Here is a 22,370-nt window from a genome sequence, read left to right as displayed (position 1 = left end):
CCCCACCCCTGGCAGCTTTCCTCCCCCACCGGCCCCCTGCACACCGGCGGCCCGAACGGCACCGCCACCCCCTGATCCCGCAGCGTCCCGGTAAGGCCAAATTCAGGGAAAGGAGGGAAAGGAGGATCCTTCGGCCCGGACCCGGCGTCATTAGGATGACGGCCGATCGGCAGGGTTGGACGGGGGAAGGGGCGGGGCGTGTTCGGGATCATCAGGCCGTGTCGGCATCGGTTGTCGGAGGGGTTGCACGCGTCGTGGATGGCGCACCTGTGCGGGTTGTGCCTGGCGTTGCGGGACGATCACGGGCAGTTGGCGCGGACGGCGACCAACTACGACGGGCTGGTGATCTCGGTCCTGGTGGAGGCGCAGTCGTCGCGGGCGGAGGAGCGGCGGACGGCCGGGCCGTGTCCGTTGCGCGGGATGCGGACGGCGCCGGTGGCGCGGGGCGAGGGGGCCCGGTTGGCGGCGGCGGTGTCGCTGGCGCTGGCGTCGGTGAAGGTGCGCGACCACGTGGTGGACGGGGACGGGGTCTTCGCCCGGCGTTCGGTCGCGGCCGGGGCGCGGCGGGTGACGCGGCGGTGGGACCGGCAGAGTGCCGGCAGTGCGGCCGCGGTGGGTTTCGACACGGGTGTGCTGCTGGCGGCGGCCGGGCGGCAGGAGGCGGCCGAGTCCGCGGTGAGCGCGGGCGGGTCGCTGCTGCTGGCGACCGCGCCGACCGAGGAGGCCACGGCGGCGGCGTTCGCCCACACCGCCGTGCTGGCGGGCCGTCCGGGCAACGCGGAGGCGCTGGCCGAGGCCGGGCGGCTGTTCGGGCGCCTGGCGCACCTGCTGGACGCCGCCGAGGACCGCGCGGAGGACGAGACGCGCGGGGCGTGGAACCCGCTCACCGTCTCCGGGACGAGCCAGGCCGAGGCCGAGCGGCTGTGCCGGGACGCCGTGCACGGCATCCGACTCGCCCTGGCCGAGGTCGAGTTCACCGACCGGGCCCTGGTCCACCGGTTGCTCGCGCACGAGACGAGCGAGGCCGTCGACCGGGTCTTCGGGCACCGGCACCATCACCACGCCTGCGCCAACACCGACGCGGGCGCGAGTGCGGGCGCGAGTGCGAGTGCGGGCGCGGGCGCGAGTGCCGGGGGCGATCCGCGGGCCTCGACGCCGGATTCCGGGGGCCACCGGCAGCCTCCCCGGGTCCTGGGCTACGGCACTTCCGGCAGTTTCGGCCCGGCGGAGGGCTACGGCGTCCCGGGCGCTCCGGGCGGGGCCGGTGGCCAGGGCGGTCCGGGGGGCCACGGCGGGTCGGGTGGGCCGGGCGGATCGGGTGGGCCGGGCGGGTCAGGTGGTCCTGGGGGTCCTGGGGGTCCGCAGCAGCCGGCGGAGGGTGGGCAGCCGAAGAAGAAGCCGCGGGGGCCGGTCCTCGGCTGTGCGGTGTGGCTGACCATGGCCTGCACGTGCCAGTTGCTGTGCTGCGACCACGATGACCCGTTCACCCGGGAGCGCCGCGAGGGCTTCTGCGACCGCAACTGCAGTTCGTCGGACCTCGAGTGCTGCAACACGTGCGGCGGCGTCTGCGAGTGCCTCGCCTGCTGCAGCGCCTGTGCCTGACCTGCGGGACGCGCGGCGGGCCGGGCCGATGGGCCACGGAACGGAACGGAGGAGCGGGACGATGACGGAGTTGCAGGGGTTCACCGCGGCGGCGGAGTTGGCGGCGGCGACGTGGGGCGGCTGGCCGGCGCTCCAGGAGTTGGGCGAGGCGGAGGACCCGTTCGACGTGGCGTCGGTGGGGGGCGTCTGGCGGCCGAAGGACCGGCACTTCGGGGTGCACCGGGGCGGGCGGCTGGTGGCGCACTCCGGGTTCGTGGTGGCGCCGGTCGAGGTCGGCGGGCGGCGGTTCGAGGTGGCGGGGATCGGCGGGGTGCTGGTGTCGCCGCACTGGCGCGGGCACGGGCTGGCGCGGGCCGTCGTCGGGGCGGCGCTGGACGCGGCGCGGGCCGACGGCCTGGAGTACGCGATGCTGTTCTGCCTGCCCGACCGGGCCCCGCTGTACGCGCACCTCGGGTGGACGGCGCTGCCCGACCCGGTGACGGCCGATCAGCCGGAGGGGCCGGCGGCCGTGGCGCTCGGGGCGATGTGGCTCGGTCTGGTACCGGGGGCGCGCTGGCCGGAGGGCGGCCCGGCCCGGCTGCACTCGTTGCCGTTCTGAGCAGGCCGGCCGTGCCGTGTCCGGTCGTCACCGGCCGGTCGTTGCAGGGCTGTTGCAGGAGGTGTGAGGCGGGTCACGGCCCGGGTGGACGGTTCGTGGTCGACTCGGGAGATGGTGTGGATGCGGGCGGTTCGGGTGGGTGCGGGCGTCGTGGTCGCGGCTGCGGCGGTCGGGGCGGCCGCCGGGTGCGGGTCGGTCGGGGCGGGCGGGGGAACGGCGCCGTCGGCGTCGGCGGAGGCGGGCCCGTGCGGGGCGGCGCCGTCGGTGCGGCCGGCGGGGTGGACCCGGGACGCGGTGCGGATCCTCGCGGTCAGCGCGGACTGCCTGGAGTACGAGGTGACCAACGAGGGCACCGAGCCCGCCGACCTGACGGTGCTGTTCGGCTGGTCGGGCAGCGGGACCGGGCTGTCGTCCGACCCGACCGGGACGCAGACGGCGGTGGCGCCGGGGGCGTCCGTCCGGGGGCGGGTCCCGCTGGCCGGACAGCCGCTCGGGCAGCCGGCCGCCCCGGACCTGCCGGTGCGCACCGTCCCGGACTCCTGGCCCTCGTCGGCCTCCCCCCGCCCGTCGGGGGCCGCGGGACCCGCCCCGGACGTGAAGGTGCTGCGGGTGCGCAGCGTGCCGACCGCGGAGGCGCCGTCGACCGGCGGTGCGTGTCCGGCGTCCGGGGTTCGGGTGTACGCGGACCGGGGGGACGCGGCGATGGGGCTGCGGGTGGTGGGGCTGCACCTGGAGAACTGCGGGACGCGGGACGTCGTGCTGGACGGGTACCCGCGGACCGAGCTGCTCGACGAGGCGCACGCCCCGGTGGCCGGGGTGCAGGTGCTGAAGGGCGGTTCGGCGATCTCGACGGGCACGGGGGCGGACGCGCCGCCGCGCCGCTTCACCGTCGCGCCGGGCGGGAAAGCGTCCGCGGGGCTGGTGTGGCGCAACACCACCGACCTCTCGGGCCCGCCGGTGAACGCCCCGTACGTGCGGGTGCGGGCGACGGCGGACGCGGCGCCGGTGATGGTGACGCCGGGGCTGGACCTGGGGACGACCGGGCGGATCGGCGTGGGGGCCTGGGCGCCGGAGCAGTCCTGACACCCGGGACGTCGGAGCAGCCCTGACGCCCGGGCGCCGGAGCGGTCCTGACGCCCGGGGCCTTGCGTCAGCCGACGTGGACGCGGGGGCGGCGGGAGCGGTCGGCCTCGGCCTCGCGGAGCACCTCGCGGGTGACGGGGGCGACCTCGCCCTGGCCGAACAGGAAGAAGCGCAGGAACTGGGCGAACGGGCTGCCCTCGGTCCACTCGAAGTAGATGTGCGGGAGCTGGCCGGTGGTGTCGCGCACGTGCAGCAGTATCGCGGCGAGCGCGTTGGGGATGCTGGAGTGCTCCAGGGTCAGGACGCGGTAGCGGTCGTGCAGGACTTCGCCGCGCACGCGCAGTTCGGCCTCGAAGTCGGACGGGTCGAGGACGGTGACCTCGACGAAGACCAGGTCGTCCTCGGGCGGGATGTCGTTGTCGGCGCGGATCTGGTGCACCTTGTCGCGGTACTCGGCGAGGTCGCGGCCGGCCGGCTCGTTGGCGATGAAGCGGATCGTGCGGTGCGCGGTGTCGCGCACGAAGCGTTCCGCGACCTCGTCCAACTGGACGTCGGTGACCCGCAGTTCGAAGGCGCGGGCGAGCCGGGAGGCGAGCGAGACCAGCACGATGCCGGCGATGAAGCAGGCGCCGATCTTCACGCCGTCGGGGCGTTCGGCGATGTTGATGGCGGTGGTGTAGAGGAAGACCGCGGCGATCACCGCGAAGCCGATGGTCCAGCCGCGCTGGCGGGCGGCGCGGGCGGCGATGGTGACGGCGATCGCCGCGGAGGTGATCAGCACCAGCACGCCGGTGGCGTACGCGCCGCCCTGCTTGTCGACGTTGGCGTCGAACAGCCAGGTGACCAGGAAGGCGATCGCGGTGAGCACCAGCACCATCGGGCGCACCGCGCGGGCCCAGTGCGGGGCCATGCCGTAGCGGGGCAGGTAGCGGGGCATCAGGTTGAGCAGGCCGGCCATCGCGGAGGCGCCGGCGAACCACAGGATGGCGATGGTGGACAGGTCGTAGACCGAGCCGAACGCGCCGCCGAGGTAGTGGTGGGCGAGGTAGGCCAGGGCGCGGCCGTTGGCGGGGCCGCCGGGCTGGAAGTCGTCGGCGGGGATCAGCAGGGTGGTGATGAAGCTGGTGGTGATCAGGAAGCAGCTCATGATCACGGCGGCGGTGGTGAGCAGCTTGCGGGCGCCGCGGATGCGTCCGGTGGGGCGCTGCTCGGTGTCGTCCGGGTCGCCCTCGATGTGCGGCATGACGGCGACGCCGGTCTCGAAGCCGGACAGGCCGAGGGCGAGCTTGGGGAAGACCACCAGGGCGACGCCGACCATGACGACCGGGTTGCCGTGCTCCAGGCTGAGGGCGTGCGTCCAGTCGGTGATCAGGGACGGCGCGGTGACCACGTGCCACAGGCCGACGGCGACCACCACCACGTTCAGCGCCAGGTAGACGGCGACCAGGACCACCGCGACGCCGATCGCCTCGCTGAAGCCCTTGAGGAAGACCGCGCCGAGGGCGGCGACCAGCAGCAGGGTGATCAGCACCTGGTGGCCGCCGAGCGCGCCGCGCAGGTGCGGGTTCTCCACCAGGTGGGCGGTGGCGTCGGCGGCGGACAGCGTGATGGTGATCAGGAAGTCGGTGGCGGCGAAGCCGAGCAGCGCGAGGACGAACAGCTTGCCCTTCCAGAACGACAGCAGCCGCTCCAGCATGGCGATCGAGCCCTCGCCGTGCGGGCTCTCCTGGGCGACCCGGCGGTAGACCGGGAGCGCGCCGAACAGGGTGACCAGCACCAGCACGATGGTGGCGACCGGGGAGAGCAGGCCGGCCGCGAGCGCGGCGATGCCGGGTTGGTAGCCGAGGGTGGAGAAGTAGTCCAGGCCGGTCAGGCACATCACCTTCCACCAGCGCTGGCCGTGCTGCTGGTCGGGGGCCTGGGCGTGCGGTCCGGGGTGCTGCTTGGCCATGTCGGACAGGCCCTCCAGCAGCCAGGCGCGCAGCCGCTGCCGGGCCGTCCCTCCGTCCGTGGGGGCGGAATCGACCACTGTGCTGCTCCTGTCCGGGGTGGGGGCGCCCCGGCCGCCGGACGCTCCGGCCCGCCGGGCGAACTCCCACGTCAATGTAGGTCACGTCCGCCGCCGTCCGGGGCAGGCTGGAGCGTAGCCCCACCCTTTGGCCCAGCGGATCACCGGTCCCGGGGCGTTGACCGGTCCATGGGGCGGGTTTGGGGGACGGTTTGCCCGCACGCCCCGGTTCGTGACGGTATGTCCGTTCGTGCGCGCTTCGGGACCAACGGTCCGCCGGACGGGACCGCCCGGCCCTGTCGGCGGGCCGGCCGGGTTTGGCAGACTGCGGGGGTAGGGGTCCGCGAGGAGGAGTACTGCCATGTCCGAGGGTCCGGCGCCGATCAGGGTGTTCCTGCTGGACGACCACGAGGTGGTCCGCCGCGGGGTGCACGACCTGCTGGACTCCGAACCGGACTTCCAGGTCGTCGGCGAGGCCGGAACGGTCGAACAGGCGCTGGCCCGGGTCCCGGCGCTGCGCCCGGACGTCGCCGTGCTCGACATGCGGCTGCCGGACGGCGACGGCGTCACGGTCTGCCGGGAGCTGCGCTCGCGGATGCCGCAGCTCGCCTGCCTGATGCTCACCTCCTTCGACGACGAGGAGGCGCTGCTCGACTCGATCATGGCGGGCGCGGCCGGCTACGTCCTCAAGCAGATCAGCGGCACCGACCTGGTCACCGCGATCCGCACCGTCGCCTCCGGCCAGTCGATGCTGGACCCGGGCGCGACGACCCGGCTGATGGCCCGGCTGCGCGGCGAGGCCCCGGCGCCCGCACCGGAGTTCCCGCACCTGACCGACCGTGAGCGGGAGATCCTGGCGCTGATCGGCGAGGGCCTGACCAACCGGCAGATCGGCGAGCGGGTGTTCCTCGCCGAGAAGACCGTCAAGAACCACATCTCCCGCCTGCTCGCCAAACTCGGCGTCGAACGCCGCGTCCAGGCCGCGGTGATCGCCACCCAGACCCTGGCCGCCCAGCCCGGCGGCGACCGGGGGCTCTGACCGTCCGGGCAGCCCCCGGGACGATGCCTGCACGGCGCTGCACGAACACCTGCGGGCGGTCATCCGCATTCCAGCCGCGCGAAGTTCGAGCCGGACCGGCACACCTGCTCGATGCAGGAAGATTGCCGTGCGCCGAAGTCGGTTCCATCGGCTTGGTGGAAATTCGATGAAGTCGGCCCGGTGCGCAATTTTCCAAAAATCGACAAACGGGGCGAATGGCGCTCCGCACGCCACGATGGGCGGGCTGAGCCACTTGTCGGGCGGTATTCGCGGAAGGCCCTGCGCCCGGCCCGCTCCTGGGGCAGGATCGATCCGGGATCCCGCCCGCCACCCCCAGGAGGCATCGACTCCTCTCCATCCGCGAGGGAGGAAAGCAGATCGACACCACGCTTCCGACACCTTCACGGCACACCCTGCAGCACAGGCAGGTCTTCCCGTCGGTGAAATCCCGCAGGTGTCGCCGCTTCCCGTTTCGGAGATCCCCTGCCCGTTTCCGCGAAGTGGATAGATGACTGTGCCTGTTCATGTGACTGACTGCTCCTTCGGCTACCGGCGGGGGACCCGGGTCCTGGAAGACTTCAGCCTGCGGCTCGACCCGGGCTGCAGTGTGCTGCTCGGCCCCAACGGGGCGGGGAAGTCGACCCTGCTGGGGTTGATCGCCTCCGCGTTCCGGCCCGAGACCGGACGCATCACGCTCGACGGGCTGGACACCCGCAGCAGGAAGGACCGGAAGGCGTACCGGCGCAAGGTCGGCTGGCTCCCCCAGCAGGTCCGCCCGGTGCCGGGCCTGTCCGTGCGGGAACAGGCTGCCTACGCCGGCTGGCTCAAGGGCATGTCCCGCAGCGAAGCCTGGGAGCGTTCGGAGCAGGCGATCGGGAGGGTCGGACTCGCCCCGCTCGCGGGCCGGCGCAGCGCCGCGCTCTCGGGAGGACAGTTACGGCGCCTCGGTATCGCCCAGACCCTGGTGCACGGCGCGCAGCTCGTGCTGATGGACGAGCCGACCGCGGGGCTGGACCCGGTGCAGCGCGGGGTGTTCCGTGAGCTGATCGGCGAGTTGAAGAACCTCAGCAGTTTCGTCGTCTCCACCCACCAGACCGAGGACCTCGCGGAGATCTACGACGCGGTCGTGCTGCTCGACCGCGGGCAGGTGCGCCATCAGGGGCCGATCGACTCGTTCCTGGCGCTCGCCCCGGAAGGCGTTCCCCCCGAGCGGCGCGCCGAGGCGGCCTACGCCGGTGTCGTCACCGGGGAGGTGTGACCGTGCCCTGGCGCAGCCTCGTCCGTACGTCCTCCGCGTTGCGGGTCGCGCCCGTGCTGTTCGTGTGGCTCGTGATGTACAGCGGCAACATGACCGGGTGGATCACCGACGGCTACTGGCCGTCCGTCGTCTCCCAGAGCACTTTCCTGCTCAACTTCACCGCACCCGCCGTCGCAGCCTGCGGGGCCTGGGAGGCTCTGAAGGTGCGCAGGTCCGCCGTGCCGGCCACGGCTCCCGCCCGGTCCTCCGCCACCATCGCGCTGTCGGTCCTGGCGCCGGTCCTGGTGCTCGGTGCGGTCTCCGTCCTGCTGGCCGTGGCGTTGTTCGTTCCGCAGGCCAGTGGCTTCCCCGGCTGGTCGGTTCCGGTCGTCCTCCTCCTGGAGTTGCTCGTCGTCCTCGCCCACGCCGCGGCCGGCTACGTGCTGGGGCTGGCGCTGCCCCGGCTGCTCGCCGTTCCGCTGGTTCTCGTCGCCAGCTTCGGGTGGATGGCCTACCCCTCGACGCTCGACGCTTTCTGGGTCCGCCAGCTCAACGGGCGCAACCTCACCGAGTGCTGCGCGCTGGACCAGGTGCCGGCCACCCGGGCCGTGTGCGCCGCCGCCGTGGCCGCTCTCGGGCTGATCGCGGCCGCTTGGCTCTGGAACGCTCTCCGCGCGCCCCTCCGGTTGACCGCGTTCCTCGCCCTCGCCGCCGCCACCGCCGCGGGCGCCTGGATCGCCGAGCCCCTCGGCTTCCGGGCCGCCCAGCCCCGCTCCGCGAGTGAACAGACCTGCACGGAGGGGACTCCGCAGGTGTGCCTGTGGCCCGAACAGCGGTCCGCGGCCGCGGACATCACCGATTGGGCCGCGCAGGCTCAGCAGCGCCTTGCCGCTGTCGGCGTGACTCGACTCGCTCCGGTGGAGCCCCTGTCCGACCGGCCCACGCACGAGGAGATCCAGTCCCTGGTCGCCCTGAGGTCCGTCCCGGACCACCCGCCCCAGTGCGCCGCCGGACGCGGCGCCCGGTGGCCGGGCGTCCGGGCCGTCGCTCCGCTGGCGGCCTGGCTGGAGTTGACCGCGGGGGTGGCCCTCCAGCCGGTGGAGGCCCGGTACGGCGAATCCCCGGTGCGACTGGCCCGCCAGGTCATGGCGCTGCCGGCCGAAGAGCAGCACGCGTGGTTCCAGCGGAACGCCTCCACGCTGACCGGGTGCGACGCCGAGCCGGACCTCGATCCGTCCCACTTCCACCAGGCCGTCAGCACACAGCCCGGGGCGGCCCGGTGATCTGGTGGTTGCGCGTCAGGCAGGTCCCCGCGGTGGCTGCCGGACTCCTGCTGTGCATCGCCCTGGGCTCCGCCACCGATTCGGTCACGTTGCCGGTTCCCGTTGTCATCGGGGGCCTGACCTTCGACCTGCCCCTGCCGAGCCTGCTCCCGCTCCTGCCCGTCTGCCTGATCCTGCAGGGACAGGGCCGGGCCGACCGCCTGGCGGAACGCGTCGCGGTCCGCGCCGTCGGCCGTTGGGACGCCGCCTTCATGGCCCTGTGCGTACTGGTCGGCGTGGCTACCGGCACCGCTCTGTCCGTGGGCGGAGCCGGTCAGGCTGCGGCGGCTATGGCCCGCGATTTCGCCGGCTACCTCGGTCTGGCCCTCGTCCTCCGGTGGCTCGTGGGGGAACGCTTCGCCTCGGTGGCCACGGCCGTCTTCCCCTTCTTCTGCGTCTCCTTCGGACTCGTCTTCAACCGGCCCAGGATCTGGGCCTGGCCGCTGCACGACCCTTCGTCCGGCGCTGGAGCCGCCCAAGCAGCCCTCCTGCTGCTCATCGGCGCCGGCACCCTGGCTCTCCCCGAGCTCCGCCGGGCGCCGGCGGACGTCGAGGAGTGAGAACCCGGCAGCGGACCGAGGGCTCTGACCGACCGGGCCGTTCTGCTGTCCTGGGTGCTCGTTAGGGTGCCGGGAGGTGATCGGCCGATCGGGGGCCGGTCTGGCGGTGTTCGCTGCCGGTCGGGGTGTTGGGAGGAACGGTGCGGCGCTGGGAGCTGGTCGGCGACGGTTCGTCGAAGTTCTGGGAGGCGGAGGCCGACGGGGTCTCGGTGCGGGTGCGCTACGGGCGGATCGGCAGTGACGGGCGGCTGCAGGTGAAGGAGTTCGCCGACGCGGGGGCGGCGGCCGGGCACCTGGCGAAGCTGGTCGCGGAGAAGGAGCGCAAGGGCTACCGGGCGGTGGGCGGGGCGGAGGTGCCCGCGGAAGCCGTCGAGCCCGTCGAGGTGGTCGGGGCCGTCGAGCCCGCCGAGGTGGCCGTCGAGGTGGTCGGGCTGCCGGACGAGGACGTGTTCGTGCTGCCCGGGGCGTGGCGGCCGTGGGTGGTGCCGCGGCGGGGTGGCACGGTGCCGGTGGCGGCCTGGCGGCCGGTGTGGGACGCGGCGGGGGCCGTGGCGGCGGAGGAGCGGGAACTCGCGGAGGAGCGGGAGCCGTTGGAGCTGGCGCTGAGGTCGGAGGAGTCGGATCCGGAGGCGGTGCGGGTGGTCCGGGCGCACCTGGCGGGGGTGCCGGATCCGCTCGGGGCGGTGGGGGTGGCCCGGTTGCTGCGCTCGCGCGCCGACGAGGGCTGGGCGCGGCGGCTGGTCGACTCCTGGGTGGTGCGGTTCGGTCTGGGGTTCGCGCTGCGGGCGTCGCTGCGGCTGTTCGACCTGGACGTCCACCCGGTGCGCGAGAGGTGGCGGACCGGCCGGGTGGCGTTCGCCGGCGCTCCGCCCATCGCGACGTACCACCTGTCGTTCCAGTTCGGCGTCCTGGCGGCGGTCCGCGAGGTGCTGGCCGGGGTCGGGGAGAGCGCGTACCGGGAGGCGCTGGCGGAGCTGGACGGGGCGCTGGGTGCGGCGCCGGGCGGGGGGTTCGACCCGGCGTTGCGGCGGGCGGTGGCCGCGTACCTGGCGCCGGAGCGGGCCCAGGTGGTGGACGGCTGCCTGGCGGAGGGGTCGGACGATCCGCTGGTGCGGACCCTGCTGGCGTACGCGCTGGGCAGTGCGGAGCAGGTGGAGCGGTTCGGGGGCGCGGGCGGGCTGCTGTCGGGCAGTTGGCGGCAGGCGCTGGTGTCGACCCTCGCCGACGGGGTGGGGTCGGCCGCGGCGGAGCTGGTGCGGGTCGGGGCGGCGCCGGACGGTCCCGGGTACGACTCGCAGTGGTACGCGGAGTGCCTGGGCGCGTTCCCGACCGACCGGGTGATGGCGGAGATGGTCGACCGGATCGCCGACAAGCACGTCCGGGTGGCGCTGCTGGAGGCGGCCCGGCGGCAGCCGGTGCGGGCGGTGCGGGTGCTGGCGGCGGCGGCCCGGCGCGGCGGCGCTGCCGGGAGCACGGCCCGGCGGATGCTCAACGGGCACGTGGGGGCGCTGCGTTCGCGGCTGCCGGAGCTGCTGTCCCGGCTGGACGGGGAGAGCGCCGACTTCGTCCGGACGCTGGAGGGCGCGCGGGAGCCGCTGCCGGAGGCCGGGCCCGAGCTGCTGCCCGCGCTGCTGGTCGCCCCGCCGTGGAGCCGGCCGCGCACCGTCCGCAAGGCCCGGGTGCTGACCGGCCTCAGCGTCGACGAGTCGTCGCAACTGCTGTTGGCGGAGGGCGAGTTGGCGGAGTTCGCGGGCTCCGCCGAGGTGCGTTGGCAGCTTCCGCTCGGCGCCGACTGGGCGGCGGAGGCGGAGCGGGCCCGGACGCAGGGTTCGGTCTGGCACCTCTACCGGGTCCTGATGCAGGGCCCGGTGGAGGTGATGACCCCGCTGCTGGCGTCCTGGGACCGGCGCGCGCTGCTGGACATCGGCCTGTCCGGGCAGCCGCTGCTGGCCAAGTACGGCACGGCCGTGCTGCCGCTGCTGCACGAGGCGGCGCGGTCCCAGCCCGCGCAGACCTCGCCGGTGCTGCTGCCGGTGCTGGACGCGGCCGCCGCGGGCGTGATGGCGGACGTCCTGGTGCGGCTCAAGTCCGTTCAGCCGGTGGCCCGTTCGTGGTTCGCCCGGCACGGGGTGGCGGGTGCGCTGCTGCTGGTTCCGGCGGCGGTCGGCAAGGCCGGGCGGGCCCGGGCGGCGGCGGAGCACGCGCTGCGGCTGGTCGCCGCGCAGGAGGGCGCGGAGGTCCTGCTGGCGGCGGTGGCCGAGCGGTACGGCGCCGAGGCCGCGGCGGTGGTCGGGGACGCGCTGGGCTCCGATCCGCTGGAGAACGCGCTGCCCGCGAAGCTGCCCGAGTTCCCGGACTGGCTGCGGCCCGAGGTGCTGCCGCAGCTCCAACTGGCCGACGGCGGCGGGGCGTTGCCGGTGTCGGCGGTGCGGCACCTGGTGACGGCGCTGCAGCTGGGCCGGCCGCGCGAGCCGTACCCGGGGCTGGCGGCGGTCGCGGAGGTGCTGCGGGCCGACACGGCGGCGGCGTTCGGCTGGGCGGTGTTCGAGGAGTGGTGGCAGGCCGGGATGCCGTCCAAGGACGGCTGGGCGCTGCACGTGCTCGGCGGGTTCGGCGACGACGACACCGCCCGCCGGCTGGCCCCGCTGCTGCGCGAGTGGCCCGGCCAGGGCGCCCACCAGCGGGCGGTGGAGGGGCTGGACGTGCTGGCCGAGATCGGCACCGACGTCGCCCTGATGCAGCTGCACGGCATCGCCCAGCGGGTGAAGTTCAAGGCCCTGAAGGCCCGCGCCCAGGAGAAGATCGCCGAGATCGCCGAGGCGCTCGACCTGACGCCCGAACAGCTCGGCGACCGCCTGGTGCCGGACCTCGGCCTGGACGAGGACGGCACCACCGTCATCGACTACGGCACCCGGACGTTCACCGTCGGCTTCGACGAGCAGCTGCGCCCGTACGTGCTGGACGCCGACGGCAAGCGGCGCAAGGACCTGCCCGCGCCGGGCGCGAAGGACGACCCGGAACTCGCGCCCGCCGAGCGCAAGCGGTTCGCCGCGCTGAAGAAGGACGTCCGGACGCTGGCCGCCGACCAGATCGCCCGGCTGGAGGCCGCGATGGTGACCGAACGGGCTTGGAGCGCAAGCGAGTTCCGCACCCTGCTGCTCGGCCACCCGCTACTGTGGCACCTGGTGCGCCGACTGGTCTGGACGGCCGACGGCACCGCGTTCCGGGTCGCCGAGGACCGCACCCTCGCCGACCTGCACGACGAGGAGTACACCCTGCCCGAGGACGCCGTCGTCCGACTCGCCCACCCGCTGCACCTGGGGGCGGACACGGCGGCCTGGGCGGAGGTGTTCGCGGACTACGAGCTGCTCCAACCGTTCCGCCAACTGGGCCGCCCGGTCGTGGAGTTGACCGAGGAGGAGGGCGCCGGGCACCGGCTGCACCGGTTCGAGCGCCGCCGCGTCCCGGTCGGCCGGCTGCTCGGGCTGACCAAGCGCGGCTGGCAGCGCGGCACCCCGCAGGACGCGGGCGTGGAGCCCTGGTTCTACAAGCCGCTGCCGGAGGGCCGCTGCCTGGTGCTCGACCTCAACCCGGGCATCGCGGTCGGCATCGTCAACGACCTGGGCGACCAGAGCTTCGACGCCGTCTGGCTGGGCACCAGCCCCGGCGACTACTGGCCGAGCCACCGCACCTACGACCAGCGCCTGGCCGACCTGGACCGGGTCACCGCGTCCGAACTCCTGGCGGACCTGGAGGAGTTGACCGCCGACTGACCGGCCCGGCCGGCCGCCCCGGGCCCCTCTCCGGCCCGGGGCGGCGCTGTCGGGGCGGCTGGCTAGGGTGAGGCCCGACGAGTGGTCGGACGGCGGTGCGGAGGGTGCGGTGCAACAGGGGGAGCAGCGGGAGCAGGGGGAGCAGGTCCGCGGGGGCGGCGCGGCCGGGGAGGACGCCTTCCAGTGGCCGGCGGCCTGGCGGGCGGCGGTGGTGCCGCGGCGCGGGGGCCGGGCGGTATCGCCGGCCGAGTGGCCGGGGCCGGACGCGGTGGCCTTCGAGGACGCGCTGATCGCCGAGCACCGGGAGTGGATCGAACAGGTCTGCGCGGCCGACGAGTCGGACCCGGCGCTGGTCGGAGCGGTCCGGGCGTACCTGGGCGGGGCGGCCGATCCGGGCGGCGCGGCGGGCGTCAGTGCGATGCTGCCCGCGCTGTACGCGGACGACGACGCGGGCGGGGCCGCGCTGATGGACGCCTGGACGGTCCGGCACGGGCCTGCGTTCGCCGCCCGGGCCGCCGTCGAGACCATGGAGGTCGAGTACTGGCGTTCCCGGCCCGGCTGTCCCCGGCCGTGCCTGCGGCCCGCCGACCCGAACCAGGTGTTCAGCCACGGCGAGGCGCAGTCCAAGGTGCTGCGCTGGGCCCGCCACCTGCTGTCCGTCGCCGACGAGGACGCGTACCGGGCGGCCCTGGCGGAGGTCGGGGCAGCCCGGACCGGGGGGCCGCAGCGGCGGGTGGGGGCCGCGTTCCTGTTCCCGGAGCGGACCGACTGGGTGGACGAGTGGATCGACGAGCTGCCGGAGCGTCCGAGCCGGCCGGTGTGGTCGCTGCTGGTGGGCGCGCTCGGCCGCCCGGAGCAGGTCGACCGGCTGCTCCCCCGGCTGACCCGGTACCAGTGGTGGGCGCGCCCGGCGGCCACCGCCGCGGACGGCCTCGGCACCGCCGCGGCGCCGATGCCCGCCCTGGCGCTGCGCCACCTGGACAGCGGCCGGGAGGCCGGTCAACTGGCCGAACTGCTGCTGGAGTTCCCCTCCGACGAGGCGTTCGGCGCACTGCTGGCGCGGATCGACGACCGGGCCGTGCAGCCCGTCCTGCTGCGGGCCGTGGAACGCTACCCGGTGCGGGCGCTGCGCCTGCTGGCGGCCGCCGTGCAGGACGGCGGGGTGACGGCCCGGCACCTGCTGGAGCGCTCACTGCGCGGGGCGGCCGCGTCCGGACGGCTGCCCGCGCTGCTGGAGCGGCTGGAGCAACTCGACCCGGCGACGGCCGCGTTCCTGCGCGCGCTGCCCGCCGCGAACCCGGCCGGGCCGGTCGCCGACGTGGCGGAGTGGCCCGCCGTGCTGGCCTCCCCGCCGTGGCAGCGGCCGCGCCGGGCCGGAAAACCGCAGGTGCTGACCGGCCTGACCGCCGACGAGGAGCCCGAACTGCACTGGCAGGACGGTGAACGGGAGCTGTGGACGGAGCCCGCGCGGCGCTCCGACGCCTGGCACAGCCACCCCGAGGACACCGACTGGGCGGCGGTCGGCGCGGCCGAGTTCGCCGCCGCCCGGAGCCTGTGGGCCGCCTGCCAGGTGCTGTGGCAGGCCCCGGTGGAGGTGATGTCCCCGCTGCTGGCCGACTGGCGGCCCGAGGAGCTGTACTACGGGCTGGAGACGCTGCGCCCGGTGCTCGCCAAGTACGGCCGGGCGGCCGTCCCGGTGGCCGTGCGCACCGCCCTGATGCGCCCCGCTCAGTTGGCGCCGCTGCTGCTGCCGGTGCTGGACGTGGCGGCGGCCCGGCTGATGGCGGAGGGCCTGACCACCCGCAAGTCCGTTCGCACCACGGCCCGTTCGTGGTTCGCCCGGCACGGGACCGCGGGCGCGCTGCTGCTCGTACCGGACGCCCTGGGCGAGCCCGGCCCGCGCCGGACGGCCGCCGAACAGGCCCTGCGCCTGATCGCGTCCGGGCCGGACGGCGGCAGCGGAGCGGACGGCGGCAGCGGGCCGGAGGGCCACGGCGGCGGGGCTGCGGACGGCAGCGGGGCTGCGGACGGCGGCGGGGCGGGTGCGCTGCGGGCGGCCGTCGCCGGGCGGTACGGGGCTGCGGCGGCGGAGGCGGTGGGTGCCGTGCTGGCGGTGGATCCGCTGGTGGGGGCGCTGCCCGCGCGGCTGCCGGAGCCGCCGCCGTGGCTGGACCCGGTGCTGCTGCCGCCGCTGCCGCTGCGCTCGGGGGCGGTGCTGCCCGCGGCGGCGGTGCGGGACGTGCTGGTCATGCTGGCGCTGTCGAAGTCCGGCGCCCCGTACCCGGGACTGGCGCTGGTGGCCGAGGCGTGCGCGCCGGGGGCGTGGCCGGCGTTCTGCTGGGCGGTGTTCGAGGAGTGGCGGCTGGCCGGGATGCCCGCGCGGGAGAGCTGGGCGCTGTCGCTGCTGGGCGAGTTCGGCGACGACGAGACCGCCCGCCGGCTGGCGCCGGTGGTGCGCCGGTGGCCGGGGCAGCAGGCCGGGCGGCGGGCCGCCGAGGGCCTGGACGTGCTGGCGGCGATCGGTACCGACACCGCGCTGTCCCAACTGCACGGCATCGCCCAGCGGGTGCGCTACCAGGGCGTCCGAGCCCGGGCCCAGGAGAAGATCGCCGAGGTCGCCCTGGAGCTGGGCCTGACGCCCGACCGGCTCGCCGACCGGCTGGTGCCCGACCTCGGCCTGACGGCCGACGGCACGGCCGTCCTCGACTACGGGACGCGGACGTTCACCGTCGCCCTGGACGACCAGCTGCTCCCGTACGTGCTGGACGGCACGGGCCGCCGCCGGGCCGCGCCGCCCGCGCCCGCCGCCAAGGACGACCCGGAGCTGGCGCCCGCCGCCCGCAAGCGGTACGCCGCGCTGAAGAAGGAGCTGCGGGTGGTCGGCGCCGAGCAGACCGCCCGGCTGGAGACCGCCATGGTCACCGAACGGGCCTGGGCGGCGGACGAGTTCCGGACGCTGTTCCTGACCCACCCGCTGCTCGCCCACCTCGGCCGGCGGCTGCTGTGGACCACCGGCAGCGGCGCCGCGCAGGCCGCCGGGGCCTTCCGGATCGCCGAGGACCGCACCTTCGCCGACCTCGACGACAAGCCCTTCGAGCTGCCCGCGGACGCCGCCGTCCGGCTCGCCCACCCCGCCCGGCTCGGCACCGACCTGCCGGCCTGGGCGGAACTCTTCACCGACTACCTCGTCATCCAGCCGTTCCCGCAACTCGGCCGCCCGGTACGGTCGTTGACCGCCGAAGAGGCCGCCGGACACCGGCTGCCCCGGTTCGAGGGCCGCACCGTCCCGGCCGAGGCGGCGCAGGCGCTGGCCCGGCGCGGCCCGGACTGGTCGCACGGCGAGACCGACGGCAACGGCACCCGCTTCTCGCTGCGCAAACTCCTGCCGGACGGCCACCGCCTGACCGTCTCCCTCGACCCCGGCCTCCCGCTCGGCCCGGCCGCCGAACTCCCCGACCAGACCCTCCGCGAGGTCTGGCTGGGCACCCGCACCGGCCCCTACTCCCCCACCGCCCGCCACCTGCGCCCGTTCGCCCGGCTCGACCCCGTCACCGCCTCCGAAGTCCTCGCCGACCTGGAGGAGTTGACCGGCCTGCGCTGACCCCGCCGACCGGGTCGGATTGTGTACTTCCCAACCGGGGCGGAGATCACTAAGGTCCTGGGGCTGTGACTATGCGTGGATCCGGTGACGATCTGTGGGAAGAATTCGTCAGGGAGTTCGAGAAGGACAACGCGGTGAAGGAGCCCAGCGCCGCCGAACGGGCCCGGCAGGCGGACCGGCAGACCGCGCAACAGCAGCAGCCGCCCCGTCACCGCTCCCGGCGCGGGCTGCTGCTCCTGTCGGCCGCCATCGTGCTGGCCACGGTGGGCGCGGGCGCGTACGCCTACCACGACCGGAAGCCGGCCCCCGCCGCCGCGCCGTCCGCCCCGCCCGTGTCGTCCGCCTCGTCCGCTCCGGCCCCGGCGGCGTCCGGCGGGCCCGGGGCGGTGATCCCGCTGTCCGTCTTCCCGGAGAAGGTGCAGGGCTACACCCTGGTCGCGGACGCGGCCGACTCGGACTGCACCGGGGCGGACCTGGTGACCCCCACCCTGGCCGGGCTGATCACCCAGGCCCACGGCTGCCTCGGCATCGACCTGGCCCTGTACCGGGACGCCGTCGGCAACCGGTACCGGCTGGCGCTGTTCACCATGAAGGACCCGACCACCCTCCCGCACCTGATCAACCAGCTGGCCTTGGACGCCACCCACTACCAGGTCGCGGTCCAGTACCCGCCCCGGGACTCGGGCCTGCGCGAACTGCCGCCCGAGAGCGGCTTCGTGCAGGACTTCGTGAGCTACGGGACCGGCATGCTCATCGGCATGGCCCAGTGGTCCGACGGCCGCACCGGGGACTTCAACGAGCTGGTCAAGCAGCTCAGCCCGCTGACCGACGCCGTCATCCGCAACGTCCCCGTCTGAGCCCCGGGACGGGCGGCCTCGGGTTCTGCCGGGCGGCGGCTCACCCCAACGGGAGGGCGTAGACCGGTTCCTGGCCGAAGGCCGTGAAGCCGGAGCGGCGCAGGATCGGCCCGGAGGTGCGGGGATTGCCCTTGACCAGGGCCATGCGTGCGCCGTGGGCCGCCGCGTGGGCGAGCCGGGCCCCGAGGACGGCGCGGTAGACGCCGCGGCCCCGCCAGGGCGGGGCGACCACGCCGCCGGTCAGGCGGGCGACGCCGTCGACCAGGGCGACGCCGCCGGTGCCGACGGGTTCGCCGTCGACGTAGGCGACGAGCCGGCCGCCCCGGCCCTCCGCGGCGGCCCGCGCGTTCCGGTGCGCCGCGTGCTCCAGTTGCGAGGCGGGCGGGAGGGCGCCGCCGAAGCCGGTGGTCTCGACGAGCGCCCCGTCCCGGACGGTCGGGAAGTCCGTGGCCCAGCGCAGTTCCACCGCCACCTCGGGCGGGCGCAGGTCCGGGGCGCCCGCGGACAGGTCCGCGGCCAGGATCTCCAGGTCGAGTTTGATCCGGCCGCCGCGGGCGGCCAGTTCGTCCCCGAGTCCGGGCGGGCCGCCGAGCAGGACCTGCCAGTCGAGCACCGGCGGTCCGAGCGTCCGGGCCCGGGCGAGGACGGCGTCCACGGCGGCGGGGAGCGGGCCGGTGGGGGTGAAGGAGACGACCGACAGGTCGAAGTTGTAGTAGTCGGGCAGCCGCAGGATCGTGTAGCCGGCGTCCTCGACGACCTCGGCGTCGTCCGGCAGCCACACCCAGGCCGCCCCGGCGGCGGTGACCTCTTCGATCGTCAGACTCATCGGCCCAACGTAACCGCCGCCCGGTGGCGGTCCCGGGCGGCGGCCTGAGCTGTTGCAGAACCATGACGGTCCGCGCCCGGCCCGCTCCCGCCCCCCTTCCGCCCGGCCCGGCCCGCTCCCGCCCGGCCCGGCCCGTTCGCTGTCGCTGGCGCTGTCGGCGGTGCCGGATACCGTCGGTGCGCGGTGGTCGGCCGGCCGGGTGGCAGCCCGGGACCGGGCGGCCCGCGGGGGCTTGAGAGGATCGCCCCGTACCCGACCGATGCCTGCCCCGAGGATTGCGCGATGCCCGTTCCGACCGCCGACCGTCCCGACCTGCAGCGGCCGCCCGCCGAGGTGCGCTTCGCGGAGGAGTTGGCGGTGCTGCGCGAGCGGGACGGGGATCCGCGGCCGCCGGGCTGGGAGTTGAGCCTGCGGGCGGCGCGCAGTTTCGTGGTGGGTGACGAACGGGCCGGGGTGAGCCGGAAGTTCGTCGGGAACGCGGCGCTGGTGGAACGGGCGCTGGTGACGCTGGCGACGAACCGCGGGCTGATGCTGGTGGGCGAGCCGGGGACGGCGAAGTCGCTGCTGTCGGAACTGATCGCGGCGGCGGTCAGCGGCACGTCCACGCTGACGGTGCAGGGCGGGGCGGCGACCACCGAGGACCAGATCAAGTACGGCTGGAACTACGCGCTGCTGGTCTCGGAGGGCCCGTCGACGCGTTCGCTGGTGCCCGCGCCGATGCTCAAGGGGATGGCGCAGGGCAAGGTGGTCCGGTTCGAGGAGATCACCCGCTGCCCGCTGGAGGTGCAGGACTGCCTGCTCTCGCTGCTGTCCGAACGGGTGCTGGCGGTACCGGAGTTGGACGGGCCGGACGGCATGGTGTTCGCCGTCCCCGGGTTCAACGTGATCGCCACCGCGAACACCCGGGACCGGGGCGTCAACGAGATGAGCGCCGCGCTCAAGCGCCGGTTCAACTTCGAGACGGTCTTCCCGATCGCCGACTTCGCCACCGAAGTGGCCCTGGTGGAGGCCGAGTCGGCCGCACTGCTGCGCCGTTCGGGCGTCGAGCCGGCCCCGGACCGGGACCTGCTGGAGGTGCTGGTGGCGACCTTCCGGGAGCTGCGCGCGCCGGACGGCGGCAAGGGCCCGTCCTCGGCGGTGCTGAGCACGGCGGAGGCGGTGTCGGTGGCGCACGCGGTCGGCGTGCGCGGCTGGTTCCTGCGCCAGGAGCCGGGCAGCGCCGCGGACCTGGTGACCTGCCTGGCCGGCACCGCGGCCAAGGACAGCCCGGACGACCTGGCCCGGCTGCGCCGCTTCCTGGAGCAGCAGGCCGAGCGCCGCAAGGGCGGCCGCTGGCGCGAACTGTACGACGCCCGGCACCTGTTGGCCGACTGATGGCGGGGACGGCGCAGCGCCCGGAGGCGGTCTTCCTGGGCGTCCGGCACCACTCCCCGGCCTGCGCGGCGCTGGTCGCCCGCACCGTCGCGCAGCTGCGGCCCGCGCACGTGCTGATCGAGGGCCCGGCGGACCTGAACCCGCGGCTGGACGAACTGCTGCTCGGCCACGAACTGCCGGTCGCGGTGTTCAGCCACTACCGGGACGAGGAGCGGACGGCCACCTCCTGGGCGCCGCTGTGCGCGTACTCGCCGGAGTGGGTGGCGCTGACCGAGGGCCGGGCGGCGGGCGCGCAGGTGCGCTTCGTCGACCTGCCGGCCTGGCACCCGGCGTTCACCGACCGGGCCCGCCCGCTGGCGAACCGGTTCGCGGACGCCGAGGCCCGGTACGCGGAGGCCACCGAGCGGCTGTGCCGGGCGTTCGGCACCGACTCGCCGGACACCCTGTGGGACGGCCTGGTCGAACTCCCCGACCCGGCCGGCCTGGCCGAACGGCTGGACGCCTACTTCGCGCTGGTGCGCGGCGACGCGGCCGCCGACGCCGGCGACACCGCCCGCGAGGCGTACATGGCGCGCTGGGTGCGGGCCGCGCTGGCCCGCGGCGACGGCCCGGTGCTGGTGGTCACCGGCGGCTTCCACACGCCCGCGCTGCGCACGCTGGTCGCGGACGGGCCCACTGCGGACGACCCGACCGCGGACGGCGCGGCTGCGGACGCCCCGGCCACGGACGACCCGGCCACGGACGACCTGACGGCGGACAGCCCGACGGCGGACGGCTGGCCGGAGGTGCCGCGGCCACCGGAGGGTGCGGTCGGCGGCAGCCACCTGGTGCCGTACTCCTTCGCCCAGTTGGACGCGTTCGGCGGCTACCAGTCCGGCATGCCCTCCCCCGGCTACTACCAACTGCTGTGGGAGCGCGGGCCGCAGGGCGCGGCGGACGGCCTGGTCGAGGAGGTGGTGCGGCGGCTGCGGAAGGAGCGGGTGCCGGTGTCGACGGCCGACCTGATCGCGGCCCGCACCCTGGCCGAGGGCCTGGCGGCGATGCGCGGGCACCGGGTGCGCTCGCGGGCGGACGTGCTGGACGGCCTGGCCTCCGGGCTGGTCGGCGAGGCGCTGGAGCAGCCGCTGCCCTGGCAGGGGCGCGAACGTCCGACCACCGGCGCCGACCCGCTGGTCCGGGCGCTGGTCGCGGCCGGCACCGGCACCCGGCGCGGCCGGCTGCACCCGGACACGCCCGCGCCGCCGCTGGTCCACGACGTGGCGGCCGAACAGGCCGTCTGCGGCGTCGAACCGGGCCGCCCCGCCACCGCCGACCTGACCACCCCGGACGGCCTGCGCCGCAGCCGCTTCCTGCACCGGCTACGGGTGCTGGGAGTGCCCGGCCACCTCCGGGCGGACGGCCCGACCGGCGGCGGCGACCCGGTCTTCACCGAACGCTGGGAGCCCGACCCGCAGGGCTGGGCGCACCGGCGCGACGCCGCCCTGATCGAGGCCGGGGCGTACGGGGCCCGGCTGCCCGACGCGGCCTCTGTGGCCCTCGCCGGCCGGGCCCGCGACACCGGCACCGACCCGGCTGCCCTCGCCGGGCTGCTGTTCGACGCCGTCCTGTGCGGCGTCGGCACGCTGACCGGCGAACTCCTCGACACGCTCACCGCCCGGCTCGGCAACGTGCCCGAACTCGGCGCGGTGGGCGAGGTGTTGGCCACCACCCTGGACCTGTGGCGGCACGACCGGGTGTACGGCGTCGCCGCCGACCCACGGCTGGCCGGTCTGGTCGACGCGGCCCTGCACCGCGCCCTGTGGCTGGCCGAGGGCCTGCACGGCGGCACCGGCGTCGACCACGCCCGCCTGCGCGCCGCCACCGCCGTCCGCGACGCCCTCCGCCACGCCGCCCCCGTCCTCACCCTCACCCGCCCGGCCGCCCTCGCCACCGCCACCCGCGTCGCCGCCGACCCCGCCGCACCCCCGGACCTGCGCGGCGCCGCCCTCGGCCTGCGCTGGTCCCTGACCGCCGACGGGCCCAAGGCCGCGAGCGGAAGCGCGGACGACCCGGCGACGACGGTCTCCCCCGACGAAGTCGCCCGGCAGGCCCGGGCGTTGGCGGGCGAGCCGGCCCGGCTCGGCGACTGGTTGTCGGGGCTGTTCGTGCTGGCCCGCGAGCAGTTGACCGGTCCCGCCCTCGACGCCGCCGCCGACGCCTCCCTGTTCGACGCCCTGGACGCGATCGTCACCCGGCTGCCGACCGGCGACTTCCTGCGCGGCCTGCCCGCGCTCCGCCAGGCGTTCGGCTACTTCCCGCCCCGCGAACGCGAGCGGATCGCCGAACGCCTGCTGGCCCGCCGCGGCCGCACCGGCTCGGCCCGCGGCCTGCTCCGCACCACCGCCGACCCGTCCCTGCTCGCCCGCGCGGCCGGCCTCGAACTCGCCGTCACCGACCTGCTGACCCGCTACGGCCTGGCCCCGGCCCCGTCCCCGGCCGCCCCCACCCCCC

The 22,370-nt window shown here is 75.6% G+C and carries 14 protein-coding genes; 12 read left to right on the top strand and 2 right to left on the bottom strand.

Annotated elements, in window-relative coordinates; all coding sequences use genetic code 11:
* Positions 1–258: 258 nt before the first annotated feature.
* The 3 genes from IH44_RS46885 (at position 259) to IH44_RS0132285 (ending at position 3,283) form a co-directional block, all read left to right on the top strand.
* Positions 259–1,602, top strand: a complete 1,344-nt coding sequence (locus IH44_RS46885; protein WP_030463348.1) for a DUF5685 family protein — start codon at positions 259–261, stop codon at positions 1,600–1,602.
* 61 nt (positions 1,603–1,663) lie between these two features.
* Positions 1,664–2,200, top strand: coding sequence for a GNAT family N-acetyltransferase (locus IH44_RS0132290; RefSeq protein ID WP_030463347.1), 537 nt, complete (start codon positions 1,664–1,666; stop codon positions 2,198–2,200).
* A 120-nt stretch (positions 2,201–2,320) separates the two neighbouring features.
* Entirely contained in the window at positions 2,321–3,283 is a 963-nt protein-coding gene (locus IH44_RS0132285) for a DUF4232 domain-containing protein (RefSeq protein ID WP_030463346.1), read from the top strand.
* Positions 3,284–3,350: 67 nt separating this feature from the next.
* Here the strand turns inward: IH44_RS0132285 and IH44_RS0132280 are convergent, their stop codons facing one another.
* Positions 3,351–5,312, bottom strand: a complete 1,962-nt coding sequence (locus IH44_RS0132280; RefSeq protein ID WP_030463345.1) for an APC family permease — start codon at positions 5,310–5,312, stop codon at positions 3,351–3,353.
* Positions 5,313–5,652: 340 nt separating this feature from the next.
* On the opposite strand from IH44_RS0132280, the gene IH44_RS0132275 reads away from it, so the two are divergent.
* The 7 genes from IH44_RS0132275 to IH44_RS0132245 all read left to right on the top strand — a co-directional run bounded on the left by IH44_RS0132275 (position 5,653) and on the right by IH44_RS0132245 (position 17,680).
* The gene (locus tag IH44_RS0132275) at positions 5,653–6,330 is read left to right on the top strand and encodes a response regulator transcription factor (protein ID WP_030463344.1); all 678 of its coding nucleotides are present in this window, start codon (positions 5,653–5,655) and stop codon (positions 6,328–6,330) included.
* A gap of 526 nt (positions 6,331–6,856) precedes the next feature.
* Entirely contained in the window at positions 6,857–7,588 is a 732-nt protein-coding gene (locus IH44_RS0132270; RefSeq protein WP_327059346.1) for an ATP-binding cassette domain-containing protein, read from the top strand.
* A 2-nt stretch (positions 7,589–7,590) separates the two neighbouring features.
* Positions 7,591–8,850 carry a hypothetical protein gene (locus IH44_RS0132265; protein WP_030463342.1) on the top strand — a complete coding sequence of 420 codons (1,260 nt, stop codon included), beginning with the start codon at positions 7,591–7,593 and terminating at the stop codon, positions 8,848–8,850.
* A gap of 32 nt (positions 8,851–8,882) precedes the next feature.
* The gene (locus IH44_RS0132260) at positions 8,883–9,449 is read left to right on the top strand and encodes a hypothetical protein (RefSeq protein ID WP_157852534.1); all 567 of its coding nucleotides are present in this window, start codon (positions 8,883–8,885) and stop codon (positions 9,447–9,449) included.
* Between the two features lie 140 nt (positions 9,450–9,589).
* Positions 9,590–13,222 carry a WGR and DUF4132 domain-containing protein gene (locus tag IH44_RS49225; protein WP_030463340.1) on the top strand — a complete coding sequence of 1,211 codons (3,633 nt, stop codon included), beginning with the start codon at positions 9,590–9,592 and terminating at the stop codon, positions 13,220–13,222.
* 109 nt (positions 13,223–13,331) lie between these two features.
* Positions 13,332–16,823, top strand: coding sequence for a DUF4132 domain-containing protein (locus tag IH44_RS0132250; RefSeq protein WP_051817696.1), 3,492 nt, complete (start codon positions 13,332–13,334; stop codon positions 16,821–16,823).
* Positions 16,824–16,957: 134 nt separating this feature from the next.
* Complete coding sequence (locus tag IH44_RS0132245) at positions 16,958–17,680, top strand: hypothetical protein (RefSeq protein ID WP_030463338.1); 723 nt, start codon at positions 16,958–16,960, stop codon at positions 17,678–17,680.
* 40 nt (positions 17,681–17,720) lie between these two features.
* Here IH44_RS0132245 and IH44_RS0132240 read toward each other — a convergent pair whose 3' ends face one another.
* Positions 17,721–18,506 carry a GNAT family N-acetyltransferase gene (locus tag IH44_RS0132240; RefSeq protein WP_030463337.1) on the bottom strand — a complete coding sequence of 262 codons (786 nt, stop codon included), beginning with the start codon at positions 18,504–18,506 and terminating at the stop codon, positions 17,721–17,723.
* 282 nt (positions 18,507–18,788) lie between these two features.
* On the opposite strand from IH44_RS0132240, the gene IH44_RS0132235 reads away from it, so the two are divergent.
* Both IH44_RS0132235 and IH44_RS0132230 read left to right on the top strand, forming a co-directional pair.
* On the top strand, positions 18,789–19,880 hold the full coding sequence (locus tag IH44_RS0132235; protein ID WP_030463336.1) for an AAA family ATPase: 1,092 nt from the start codon (positions 18,789–18,791) through the stop codon (positions 19,878–19,880).
* The coding region (locus tag IH44_RS0132230) for a DUF5682 family protein (protein WP_063759718.1) at positions 19,880–22,370 on the top strand (2,491 nt) is incomplete at its 3' end. The genes IH44_RS0132235 and IH44_RS0132230, both read left to right, overlap by 1 nt.

This window comes from Kitasatospora sp. NRRL B-11411, from assembly GCF_000721345.1.
GTDB classification, from domain to species: Bacteria; Actinomycetota; Actinomycetes; order Streptomycetales; family Streptomycetaceae; genus Kitasatospora; species Kitasatospora cineracea.
This window is presented reverse-complemented; position numbering and strand designations above follow the sequence as displayed.